This window comes from Aliihoeflea aestuarii (genome assembly GCF_024105665.1).
In the GTDB taxonomy this organism is placed as follows: Bacteria; Pseudomonadota; Alphaproteobacteria; order Rhizobiales; family Rhizobiaceae; genus Aliihoeflea; species Aliihoeflea aestuarii.
This window is the reverse complement of the sequence record NZ_JAAAMK010000016.1, coordinates 31,940-42,877: the sequence shown is the minus strand read 5'-3', so window position 1 is coordinate 42,877 and position 10,938 is coordinate 31,940. Positions and strand designations below refer to the sequence as shown.

The 10,938-nt window shown below is 62.1% G+C and carries 11 protein-coding genes and 1 tRNA gene; 5 read left to right on the top strand and 7 right to left on the bottom strand.

All coding sequences use genetic code 11. The features are described 5' to 3' along the window. Nucleotides 1–412 precede the first annotated feature (412 nt). The 6 genes from GTW25_RS19760 to GTW25_RS19735 are packed head-to-tail and all read right to left on the bottom strand — an operon-like array spanning nt 413 to nt 6,237. Complete coding sequence (locus GTW25_RS19760) at nt 413–1,627, bottom strand: four-carbon acid sugar kinase family protein (protein ID WP_252914003.1); 1,215 nt, start codon at nt 1,625–1,627, stop codon at nt 413–415. A gap of 2 nt (nt 1,628–1,629) precedes the next feature. Beyond that, entirely contained in the window at nt 1,630–2,886 is a 1,257-nt protein-coding gene (locus tag GTW25_RS19755; protein ID WP_252914002.1) for a RuBisCO large subunit C-terminal-like domain-containing protein, read from the bottom strand. Nucleotides 2,887–2,891: 5 nt separating this feature from the next. After that, entirely contained in the window at nt 2,892–3,431 is a 540-nt protein-coding gene (locus GTW25_RS19750) for a VOC family protein (protein ID WP_252914001.1), read from the bottom strand. A 3-nt stretch (nt 3,432–3,434) separates the two neighbouring features. Beyond that, nucleotides 3,435–4,712 carry a TRAP transporter large permease gene (locus tag GTW25_RS19745; protein WP_252914000.1) on the bottom strand — a complete coding sequence of 426 codons (1,278 nt, stop codon included), beginning with the start codon at nt 4,710–4,712 and terminating at the stop codon, nt 3,435–3,437. Then, the gene (locus GTW25_RS19740; RefSeq protein ID WP_252913999.1) at nt 4,709–5,221 is read right to left on the bottom strand and encodes a TRAP transporter small permease; all 513 of its coding nucleotides are present in this window, start codon (nt 5,219–5,221) and stop codon (nt 4,709–4,711) included. The genes GTW25_RS19745 and GTW25_RS19740 overlap by 4 nt, the downstream gene beginning before the upstream one ends. Before the next feature lie 2 nt (nt 5,222–5,223). After that, the gene (locus GTW25_RS19735) at nt 5,224–6,237 is read right to left on the bottom strand and encodes a TRAP transporter substrate-binding protein (RefSeq protein WP_252913998.1); all 1,014 of its coding nucleotides are present in this window, start codon (nt 6,235–6,237) and stop codon (nt 5,224–5,226) included. Nucleotides 6,238–6,346: 109 nt separating this feature from the next. Here GTW25_RS19735 and GTW25_RS19730 point away from each other — a divergent pair, with 109 nt between their 5' ends. The 5 genes from GTW25_RS19730 to GTW25_RS19710 all read left to right on the top strand — a co-directional run bounded on the left by GTW25_RS19730 (nt 6,347) and on the right by GTW25_RS19710 (nt 10,580). Continuing rightward, the gene (locus GTW25_RS19730; protein ID WP_252913997.1) at nt 6,347–7,357 is read left to right on the top strand and encodes a LacI family DNA-binding transcriptional regulator; all 1,011 of its coding nucleotides are present in this window, start codon (nt 6,347–6,349) and stop codon (nt 7,355–7,357) included. A 141-nt stretch (nt 7,358–7,498) separates the two neighbouring features. Next, a complete protein-coding gene (locus GTW25_RS19725; protein WP_252913996.1) occupies nt 7,499–7,744 on the top strand; it encodes a GlsB/YeaQ/YmgE family stress response membrane protein in 246 nt (81 codons plus the stop codon). A 97-nt stretch (nt 7,745–7,841) separates the two neighbouring features. Further along, a tRNA-Thr gene (locus tag GTW25_RS19720) sits at nt 7,842–7,917 on the top strand. A 144-nt stretch (nt 7,918–8,061) separates the two neighbouring features. Then, entirely contained in the window at nt 8,062–8,841 is a 780-nt protein-coding gene (locus tag GTW25_RS19715) for an NAD kinase (protein WP_252914006.1), read from the top strand. A gap of 212 nt (nt 8,842–9,053) precedes the next feature. Continuing rightward, nucleotides 9,054–10,580: a DEAD/DEAH box helicase gene (locus tag GTW25_RS19710; RefSeq protein WP_252914005.1), complete on the top strand. Its 1,527-nt coding sequence runs from the start codon at nt 9,054–9,056 to the stop codon at nt 10,578–10,580. Here the strand turns inward: GTW25_RS19710 and GTW25_RS19705 are convergent. Beyond that, nucleotides 10,555–10,905 carry a TfoX/Sxy family protein gene (locus GTW25_RS19705; RefSeq protein WP_252913995.1) on the bottom strand — a complete coding sequence of 117 codons (351 nt, stop codon included), beginning with the start codon at nt 10,903–10,905 and terminating at the stop codon, nt 10,555–10,557. The genes GTW25_RS19710 and GTW25_RS19705 overlap by 26 nt on opposite strands. Between the last annotated feature and the right edge of the window lie 33 nt (nt 10,906–10,938).

The following is a 10,938-nucleotide window of genomic DNA, read 5'->3' as shown; positions in this document are numbered from 1 at the left end:
GCCACGAAGCGTAGACGTTCTTCCATCACCGAACACTCCATCCACGGCATCAACACCTCCCGGCAAAGCCGAAAAGTGTTACCCATGTGTCCGGTACAAAACGTCACCTATGTCTCGGGTCGTTCTTGAGCGGAATGCTGCAGATTCGCGGCGTGATGTTAGCTACCCCCTATTTTGCCTGGTTCATACCGCCTGCAAATGCCGCCTTCTCCTCATTCGCCTGGGCCGATCCGATAAATCTGGCGGTTGGCGGCGCAATCGAAGCCCTTGCGAGTGACATTTACATCGCAATCGGTGGAAGACTTTGGACCTGGCCACGGATGATCGCTGAGAGTTCGGTGAAACACAGCGGTCTCGTCCATGCCCTTGATCGCTGCAAACTCACCTATGATGCGGTAGTCGCCCAGCCTATTCAGTTTTGGCCGAGGAACCGCATCGAATCTCGGAAAAAATGGACATCACCCATCTGCCCTCCCTTCAAAATAAGCGGCATCGGGTGGCCAGCCAGGTTCGCAACGAGCGTTGAGACGCCCGGGCAAACTGTTCCAGCGAATTCAAGGTAGCGAGGTTTCAGTTCCTGTACGACGGCGCTCGACGTGTCGCCGCCGGCGACGATCAACGCGCCCACCCTGGCTTGCTGCAATATTTGCGAAATCAGATGGGCGCTCCATCTTGCAAGGATAGCGGGCGTCGTATCTTGGGCGCTGTCAGCCGTGAGAAACAACAGACAATCCTGGCCGCCCGCCAATCGTTCGCTTGCCCAGTGGAAGATAGTTTCGCGGGCTCGGCTGTTCGGATCCAGATCCGAAGGCGAAACGGGGTGTCGCGCCAGCCCGTCTGCCGCTGCGACCTGACTGGCGGTCAGGGATGAACGGCTGCCGGCAAAGGCAAGTATCGGGCGATCGACGCTCAATCCCGGTTGCGGTACTGCCCGCCCGATGCCCTGCCCCGCAAGCCACGCTTCGGCCACCGACGACGCGCCGACAACGACGAGTGGCGCTGCCTCCTCCACAAGTTCGCGACCGATCATTGCGATGTCGGCCTGTTCAAGCACATCGTAAAGACGGGGAAACGCTGTGCCGCTTCCGCTCGTTCGTCGGTCCACGCGGCTGAGGCCGGTCAGGCCGAGCGCAGCAAAGTGCAGGGATAGATCGGCTTCCCTCATCGGCGTCACCGGATGAGAGGCCATGATCGGGTGCCGGTCGATCCGGTAGACGCCGTTGTCGGGCGCCCGAGCGAACAGATTGCCGAACACACAAAAGCGGCCGAGCGACGGCTGTCCGCCGATGACGGCCAGTTTCCTGGCTCCGATGGCCTGGCACAACGCTTCGGCAAGGATCGCGATGTTTCCCGTCTCTGCGGACGAGTCGAATGTCGAACATACTTTAACGTGCAGGAAAGGTGGCCGGAAAGGCGCAAGCTTGCGCCCGAGATCGACCGCGAGAGCCTTCAGGCTCCGGCTGTCGAGCGAGCGCGCATGGGTGGCGATGCCCCACGCGTCGAGGCCGTCGACCTCGTCGGCTTGCGGCACGTCGAGAAACAAGCGCGCCCGCAGCCCACATCGAGCCAGGGTCGCAAGCGTGTCGGAGGCGCCTGTAAAATCATCCGCGACGAATATGTAGGCCAATGTCAGGTCTTTCCGCCGAACTTGGCGAGGGCCGAAGCAAGCTCGGTATGCGACCGCGCGTGGACGTCCAGCGGAACGCCCTCCTTGCAGGCGTCATATGCCTGCCGAAGGCTGATAACGCCGGCGGCCGGGCCGTCCGGGTGAGCGATGATGCCGCCGCCGCACAGAAACATCAGGTCGTCGGAACCGACCTGCTCAAGCGTGAAGGGTAGCGTGCCGGCCCATTGGCCGGACGAGAAGACGGGCATCACGCGGTCATCGCCCTCGCTTATCTTTTCGAGACAGTGCCGGGCAGCGGCGGTCACATCTTCTTCGAGATCCGAGAACTTGCCGCGCATGCCGTGGACGTGCATGTGGTCGATGCCGGCAAGCCGGTAAAGCACCTGATAGGCACGCACCCCGATGCCGAGCAACGGATGACGCCCCATGCCGCCATAGCCGTTGCGATGACCATGGACGGCAAGCGGCGTGTGGCGGCGCAGCGTCTGTACGGCCGACAGGCCGCACCAGTTGAGCGATACCATTGCGCAAGTGCCTTCCTCGTGCGCCAGAAGGTCGGCATGGCGGCGCATGATATCGGTTTCATCGGTGATGTTGAACGCCACCATCACCAGGCGGCCGGTCCGGTCCCGATGACGGCGCACGCGGTCCATCACGGCCCGGATGCGCGCGTCGACCGGCGCGTGAGGGTGCGTGCCGGCGATCTCGTCGTCCTTGACGAAATCGACGCCGGCCTCGCAAAGCGTTTCGACCAGATCGGCGATCTGGTCCGGCGACAAACCGATATTCGGCTTGATGATCGTTCCGAACAGGGGACGGCCTTCGACACCGGCGGACGCTCTGGTGCCGGCGATGCCCATAGTCGGCAAATCGTAGCGCTCGCGATAATCCCGCGTGACCTCGACATCGACGAGCTTCAGCCCGGTGACTTCGCCGAGATCGTAGAGATTGCCGGCAACGACCGATGCGAGCGTCGGCAGATTTACGCCGACATTGTCTTCGGGATAATCGATGACGACGCGGTAAATTCCGCGCGGCCCGTTCAATCCCTTTCGTTCGGCCCAGGCACTGCGCAGCGTCGGCGAATCCGATCGCCCGATTTCCTCGGTCGAAATCACCTGCGCGCCGAAGCGCCGGCGCAAAGCGTCAGTCTCGCCGGCGACGCGGACGAACGTGCCGGCGCTTTGTTCCCCGGCCATCATCGCCGCGACATCGGCTATAGGTACTGGCGTCTCGACGACGTAGGTTGCACGTATCATCCCCGTCAGACCTTCGACAGGTCAGGAAATGGACGTACGGGATCGCTGCCCTCCCAGCCTTCCGAGGCGGTGCGGATGAGGTCGAACAGGCGACCTTTCGGTCCTTTCACCTCAGAAAGTTCGATCACCGAACCGGGATGCGTTTCCTTGTCGAAATAAGCGAAACGGCCAGCAGCACCGACCTTGCCCGACATCTTCACCGCATAGCCTTCGGCTTCCATCGTCGCCAAATCGCGGTCGTAGTCCTGCGTCCAGTAAGCGGTATGCTGGAGCCCCCAGTTCCCCGCATCGGTAAAGTCCTTGTACATGGACGGAACGTCGTTGCGGCACTGGATCAACTCGACCTGGATATAGCCGGCATTGCCCAGCGCGACCGAATTGTGCGGCTCGTAACGCTGTCCTGCATAGGTGTAGTCTTCGATCGGGACGCGCGGATTGTAGTAGAAGGGGCCGACGCCCATCACGCGCGTCCAGTGATCCATCGCCTGCTCGATGTCGGGAACGACAAATCCGAGCTGGCGGATGGGGCCAAGAAAGCGACTCATAGATTACTCCATCAAGAGATTGGGCAGCCACGCGGAAAGGCTTGGGAACAGCGTCACCAGAGCCAGCGCGGTAAACAGCGGAATGAAGAAGGGAACGACACCGCGAAGTACTTCGGCGAATGGCATCTTCGCCGCGATGGACATCATGTAGAGGCTCATCCCGACCGGCGGCGTCAAAAGCCCGATCATGAGGTTGAGCACCATGACGATGCCGATTTGCTCCGGCGGCGCACCGGCAGCGACGAGCGCGGGCGTCACGATCGGCGCGATGATCAAAATCGCCGCGATGCCTTCCAGAAACATGCCCGCAACCAGAAGGACGAGATTCAGGATGAGGAGCAGGACGAGCGGATTTTCCGAGATGCCGAGCAGCCAATCGCTGGCGCGCGCGGGAACCTGATCCATGGTCAGAACCCACGCGAACAGGGCCGCAGCCGCGACGACGAACAGAATGTTCCCCGTTGCCAGAACCGTATCGCGCGCCGTCTCGATCAGCGACGATATGGTTAGCTTCCGATAGACAAGGAAGCCGATGAGAACCGCATAGGCAACCGTCAATCCCGCCGCCTCGGTCGGACCGAACGTGCCCGAAAGCAGACCACCGATGAGCAAAACGGGCGTCAGCATCGCCGGAAACGAGATCGTGACAAGACGCAGGAACTCACGCAGCTTTGGCCGGACCGTATCGCGCGGGAGATTCTGCGAACGTGCGATGAGCGCGATATAACCCATCAGCATGGCCGTAATCAGCAATGCGGGGACGATGCCCGCCAGCAACAGTTTGACCGCTGAAACCTCCGCCGCAGTCGCGAAGATGATGATGGGGATGGACGGCGGAAAGATCGGGCCGATGGTCGCGGCAGCAATCGAGACACCGGCGGCAAAGCGCCTGGTGTAGCCCTGGTTGACCATCTCGCGCACCTGCATGCCGCCGAGCGCTCCGATATCGGCGAGCGCCGCACCGGACATTCCGGAGAAGATGAGAGACAGAAGCACGTTCACATGCGCCATGCCGCCGCGCAGCCGCCCGACGATCATCCGCACCACATCGAACATGTAGCGCGTGACACCCGTGGTGGTCAGCAGATTGGCGGCCATGATGAACATCGGCACGGCCAGAAGGGGCGAACTGTCGATCGAATTCACCGCCCTTTGCAGGACGACCGACAGCGGCAGATCGTAAAAGAAAATGGTCGCGGCCGACGAGAGACCAAGGCTAACCGAGATCGGTGCGCCCAGAACCAGGAGCAGCGCAAAAAGGATCAGAAGCGTGAAGGTCACTGCGTTGCCCTTTCGGTGCGCACGATCGTCGCGATGCGCCAGGCCGAGATGATGAAGAGAAGGACGAAACACGCCATGATGGGCGCGTAGAGGTATATGTTCGGCAGGCCGAGCGCCGCCGTCTTGAACTTCCAGGCTCGCTGCAAATAGAGCCAGCCGCCATAGACCGTCAGTACGCAAAAGAGCATCATGGACAGCTCGGCGATGACGAGGCAGGCCGCTCTGGGCAATCGCGGCAAGAGGTTGATGAAGACATCGACGGCCACATGCTGGCCGCGCAGTGCCAGCACCGGCGCCGTCGTATAGACCGCGAGCACACCTGCCAGACGCATCAGTTCTTCAGCCCGCGGCAGACCGATGTTCCAGAGATTGCGTGCTGCGACCTGTGCCACAAGCAATACCGCGACCAATATGATCAGTGCTGTCGCGACTGCCAGAAGCACGCGGCACAGGACTTCCAGCGCCCGTGGTGCGGGCGCCGGCTCCTCGATGGAAATCGTCTCGGCCATGGTCAGGAGATTGCGTCGATCTGGGTGTAGAGATCGCCGAACTGGCTGTCGAACTCGGACGAAATGCGTGCGCGGACGCTTTCGCGGAAGGCGTCGAGGTCGAGACCGTCCGCTTCGCCGATGATCGTCATGCCTCGGCTGCGCAACGTCTCAAGATCATCGTCCTCGGATGCGAGCATCTCCTGTGTGGCGCGCTCGCGGGTTTCTTCCGCCGCCGTCGCGACGGCTTCCTTGTGGGCGTCGGACAGACCGTTCCAGACATCGTCGTTCATCATGACAACCTGCGCGGCCGCCGTGTGCCCAGTCAGGATAAGGTGACTTTGGACATCCGAGAGATTGGCCGTCACCAGCACATTGAGGGGGTTTTCCTGACCTGAAACGACGCCAGTCGCGAGGGCCGTCGGCACCTCGGCCCAGTCGACCGGGACGGGAACTCCGCCGAGCCCTTCGACCGTCGCCATATAGATCGGGAATGGAATGGAGCGGATCTTGACGCCGGCAAGGTCGGCCGGCGTCAAGGCCGTCTGGTTGACCGTCAATTGGCGGGTGCCGAAATAGAAAGCGTAGAGAGCGCGCGTTCCCGAGGCTGCGATCAGGCCGTCGTTGAGTTCCTGCATGACCGGGCTGTCGGCCGCGACGACCTTCATCAAATGATCGACGTCGCGGTAGAGGTAAGGCGTGTCGAAAGCGGCGAAGGGCGTGTAGAGCGATCCGATCGCGCCCGCCGTATTGTGGGAAAAGGCGATCGACCCCGTCGACACGGATTCGGCGAGTTCCTGCAAGCGGCCGAGCTGCGAATTGGGAAATATCTGGATGTTGATTTCGCCGCCGGTCTTTTCCGCGACCGCATCGGCAAACCATTGCGCCTGCGCGCCTGCGATCGAGCTTGGCGTATGCATGTGGCCGTAGCGCAAGGTCGTGGCAGCCTGCGCGCCTTTTCCGATGAAGGCGGCCGCGAGCGCGCCCGAGCCGATGGCAAGCACGCCGCGCCGCGACATGCGCGTCAAATTCGTCATGATGTCCTCCCAGATCGATAGGTGTCCCGGCATTCCTCTACCCGGCACATTGACTGGAAGCTATGGAAGCTCGATAGACAGGGCAACGCCAAAAGTTTGAGGTGTTTTGATGGGATCGCGTCCCGCCTTGCGCGACATCGCCAATCTGGCCGGGGTGTCGGAGGCCACGGTCGACCGGGTGCTTCACGGGAGGCCCAATGTTCGCCAGCAGACAGCCGAACGCGTGCTGAGAGCCGCCGGAGAATGCGGCTATCTCGCCGAAGAGCAAATCGCGCGTCTCATGCGGCCGGAGCGGCTGCGCCTGACAGTCGTGCTGCCCGGAACCGCCAACCCCTATATCCGCACCTTCAACAACGAACTGCGCATATGGGCGCAAGCGCGTGATCGCGGTGCGCGTCTCCACAGTTTCATGGTGGAGAGCCTCGATGCGGCAGCGCTCGCCGGCGCGCTTCGCCGGCTTGGCAAGCGCTCGGACGCCATCGCGTTTTTCGGCGTCGATCACCCGGAAGTGCGCGACGAGGTCGACAGGCTGGTCACCGCCGGCAAGCGCGTGATCACCATCATCAGCGACATTACTGATAGCCGACGGCACGCCTATATAGGGATCGACAATGTCGCGGCTGGCCGAACGGCCGCCTTTCTTCTGGCGCGGCTTAATCCTCACCGGAAAGGCAAGGTCGCCATTGTCGCCGCAACGCGTCAGTATCGCGCGCATGTCGAACGCGAGCTCGGTTTTCAGGAGCTGATTCTGAGGGACTATCCAGGCGTGGCCTTTGCTGAAACGATCGAGGGGCGAGACGATCCGCAGGTCAATGCGAAGCTCACGCTCGATCTTCTTGATCGGCATCCCGATCTATGTGGAATCTATAATGTCGGAGGATCATCGGCCGGTATCGGGACGGCGGTGCGGCAGGCCGGACGCGCAACGCAGGTCGCGCTCGTCGGACATGGGCTGAGCCGGGATACGCTTGCGATGCTCGAGGAAGATACAATGCTTGCCGTGCTCACGCACCGGACACAGACCCTGCTCGAGATGCTGGTCGATACCGTGCATTCGTCGGTGCTGCCCGGACATCTGCCCATGCAGATCATCTTTCCGACGAACGTTCCGAATATTTGACAATGTATTGGATGATCGCGAACCTTTTGAGAAAGGTGAGAAGTGACCCTCTTCCTGCGTCATCTTATCGCGCTATATTCCGCAACGTTAGATGAGTCGTGGGCAGTTTTCGAACGCTCATATCGGAGAAGGGGAAATTCCATGGAAGGTGTAGGCTGGATCGCGGCGATCATCATCGGCGGCCTCGCGGGCTGGATCGCTTCGAACTTCATGAACAGCAATACGGGCATTATCGCCAACATCGTTCTGGGCATCGTGGGAGCGATCGTCGCGAACATCCTGCTGGGACTGGTGGGTGTCACGTTTGCCGGGTGGCTCGGCAACCTGGTCGCCGGCTTCATCGGCGCCTGCATCCTGATCGCGCTCGGTCGGGCAATCCGGCGCTGAACGATCGCTGCGTCATCCGATAAGGGAGGCTGCGAAAGCGGCCTCCCGCGCCAATACTCTTTACTGGGCCGCAGATTGTGGTAACGGGTTGCGCGGCGCCCTTGTAGCTCAGTTGGTAGAGCACCTGATTTGTAATCAGGGGGTCGGCGGTTCGAGTCCGTCCGGGGGCACCAACTTTCCGATTTCACGCTTGGCTGTTTCTCTTGCAACTCGCAAACGGCGAGGTTCCGTCTTCGGGAGCTCCGTCGCGCCTTTGCAGGGCGTGGCGTGGCATGCTACGCGCTTTTCCGGTCGTTCACACATTCGGGCAGCGCTTCATGGTCTCCCCTCAAAAGCCGCAGTCGATCGCCTTCGTCGCCGCGGCGACGGACGAAGCCCAATCGGCAGCGCGCCGCCTTGCCGCGCTTTACGGGCAGTCGAGCCTCGACGAAGCCACCATCGTCGTCGCACTGGGCGGCGACGGCTTCATGCTCGAAACCCTGCGCGCACAAATGGGATCCTCGAAGAAAATCTACGGCATGAACAAGGGAACCGTCGGTTTCCTGATGAACGAATACCGCGAGCACCGCCTGCCCGAGCGCATCGCCGCCGCCCTGCCCGAGACGATCCGCCCGCTCGAAATGGTGGCCACGACCCACGACGGACAAGAGCCGCGAATTCTCGCGATCAACGAAATCGCCCTGTTCCGCCAGTCGGCGCAGGCGGCCAAACTGCGCATCACCATCGACGGAAAAATGCGGCTCGACGAACTGGTCTGCGACGGCGTGATGGTCGCGACGCCGGCAGGTTCGACAGCCTACAATCTTTCCGCGCACGGCCCGATCCTGCCGCTCGACGCTCCCTTGCTGGCCCTCACCCCGGTCAGCCCCTTTCGCCCACGCCGCTGGCGCGGCGCGCTTTTGCCCAATCGCTCGACCGTTCACTTCGACGTTCTGGAAGCCGACAAGCGGCCGGTGAACGTGGTGGCCGACCACACCGAAATCCGCTCGATCCTGAGCGTGACGGTGCGCGAAGTCGGCGACATGACCGCGACGGTGCTGTTCGATCCGAGCCACTCCTGGGACGAACGGGTTCTGGCCGAACAGTTTCGATACTAAGCGCCGGGATCACATATTAACGATTCCGCCTTGGAAAACGGCCGATTCGGTTGACATCGGCTGGCCGGGGCCTTAACGCCACGGCAGCACTTCCATGCCACCGGCTTGGAACCCCTGTCGTATGCGCGCCGTTAGCGCCACGCCAAACAAGCAGAGACAGCCAAAACGTGTCAGCTCAAAGCAAGATTGAAGATCAGGCTGCCGATCAGCCTATTACCTTTGCCGATCTCGGACTCTCGCCCAAAGTCCTCGCCGCCGTGACCGATGCCGGCTATACGGTACCGACGCCAATCCAGGCAGGCGCCATTCCCCATGCCCTTGCCGGCAAGGATGTTCTGGGCATCGCGCAGACGGGCACCGGCAAGACCGCCGCTTTCACCTTGCCGATGATCACGCGCCTCGAAAAGGGCCGCGCCCGCGCACGCATGCCCCGCACCCTGATCCTCGAACCGACGCGCGAGCTTGCCGCCCAGGTCGAAGAAAACTTCATCAAATACGGCAAGAACCACAAGCTCAACATTGCGCTGCTGATCGGCGGCGTTTCGTTCGACGAGCAGGAAAAGAAGCTGGAGCGCGGGGCCGACGTTCTTATCGCGACGCCCGGCCGCCTGCTCGATCACCGCGAGCGCGGCAAGCTTTTGCTGAACGCTGTCGACATTCTCGTCATCGACGAAGCCGACCGCATGCTCGACATGGGCTTCATTCCCGATATCGAGCGCATTTGCGAAATGATCCCGTTCACGCGCCAGACGCTGTTCTTCTCGGCGACGATGCCGCCGGAGATCACCAAGCTTACGGAAAAATTCCTTCAGGCACCGGTGCGCATCGAAGTCTCGAAGGCAGCCTCGACGGCGACGACCGTCACGCAGCGCCTCGTCAAGTCGAAGGCGAAGGCCTGGGACAAGCGGGCCGTGCTGCGCGACCTGATCCGCGCCGAGGAAAGCGAACTCAAGAACGCGATCATCTTCTGCAATCGCAAGACGGCCGTGTCGGAACTGTTCCGCTCGCTGGTCAAGCATGATTTCGATGCCGGCGCGCTGCATGGCGACATGGACCAGCGCGCCCGTATGGCGATGCTCGCCGGCTTCCGTGACGGCAAGCTCAAGCTGCTCGTCGCCTCGGACGTCGCAGCACGCGGGCTCGATATTCCCGATGTCAGCCATGTCTTCAACTTCGACGTGCCGATCCATGCTGAGGACTACGTTCACCGGATCGGCCGCACGGGTCGCGCCGGACGCTCCGGCAAGGCGTTTACGCTGGCCACGAAAGCGGACGGCAAATATGTCGACGCCATCGAGAAACTGATCGGTCAGAACATCGAATGGCTGGACGGCGATCTGTCGACGATCGTGCAGGACGACAGCGAGGACGAGACACCGCGTCGCAGCTCGAAGACTGTGCGCGGGCGTGGTGGCCGCAAGGACGAGGCGCGCAAGCCTCGCCGTGGAACGAAGTCGGACGACGCGCCCGTTTCGGCGGAAACACCCACCTCCGTTCCGGTCGCGGTATCCGAAGCTCCCGCTGATCAGGCTGCGCCTGTCGAGGCGCGGAGCGAGCGGCGTGAGGCGATCCGCTCCGACAATGCAGACCGGCAGCGCGCGGCACGTAATTCGGACCAGCGCCCCGGCCGCGATCGCGACCACGATCGCAACAGGCATCGCCGCGACGATCTGGGCGCCGCGCCCATCGGTTTCGGCGACGACATTCCCGCTTTCATGAAGGTCGTCGCGAAGGTCTGACCTTTTTCATGGTTTCGGCGCGGCGCGAGGCCGCGTCGGCCTTACGCGCCCATTCTGCAAGTTCGTGCGGATCGTCCAGCGCTTCGTCGGGAACCGACCAGTAGGGCATGCGCGTGGGCTTGCCCTTCATCTCGTAGAGCCACTGGCGCGAGCCGGCCGCCTCGAAATCGGGTGCGGATAGCTCATCTGCCTTCAGCCACACCTCCCCGAATGCGTGTAGCGCAATGATACGGCCATCGTGATAGATGCCGTGGCCGCCGAACATGCGCCTGACCGAAACCGGGCCGAACGCGGCAAACAGATCGACCAGATCGCGCTCGTCCATGGCTGGCTCCCGTATCCCTGCGCCCTACCTTAG

What these genes read in the sequence shown, in the direction of transcription:
- GTW25_RS19755 (WP_252914002.1), bottom strand. Translation starts at nt 2,886, where the DNA reads ATGATACGTGCAACCTACGTCGTCGAGACGCCAGTACCTATAGCCGAT.
- GTW25_RS19750 (WP_252914001.1), bottom strand. Translation starts at nt 3,431, where the DNA reads ATGAGTCGCTTTCTTGGCCCCATCCGCCAGCTCGGATTTGTCGTTCCC.
- GTW25_RS19740 (WP_252913999.1), bottom strand. Translation starts at nt 5,221, where the DNA reads ATGGCCGAGACGATTTCCATCGAGGAGCCGGCGCCCGCACCACGGGCG.
- GTW25_RS19735 (WP_252913998.1), bottom strand. Translation starts at nt 6,237, where the DNA reads ATGACGAATTTGACGCGCATGTCGCGGCGCGGCGTGCTTGCCATCGGC.
- GTW25_RS19730 (WP_252913997.1), top strand. Translation starts at nt 6,347, where the DNA reads ATGGGATCGCGTCCCGCCTTGCGCGACATCGCCAATCTGGCCGGGGTG.
- GTW25_RS19725 (WP_252913996.1), top strand. Translation starts at nt 7,499, where the DNA reads ATGGAAGGTGTAGGCTGGATCGCGGCGATCATCATCGGCGGCCTCGCG.
- GTW25_RS19715 (WP_252914006.1), top strand. Translation starts at nt 8,062, where the DNA reads ATGGTCTCCCCTCAAAAGCCGCAGTCGATCGCCTTCGTCGCCGCGGCG.
- GTW25_RS19705 (WP_252913995.1), bottom strand. Translation starts at nt 10,905, where the DNA reads ATGGACGAGCGCGATCTGGTCGATCTGTTTGCCGCGTTCGGCCCGGTT.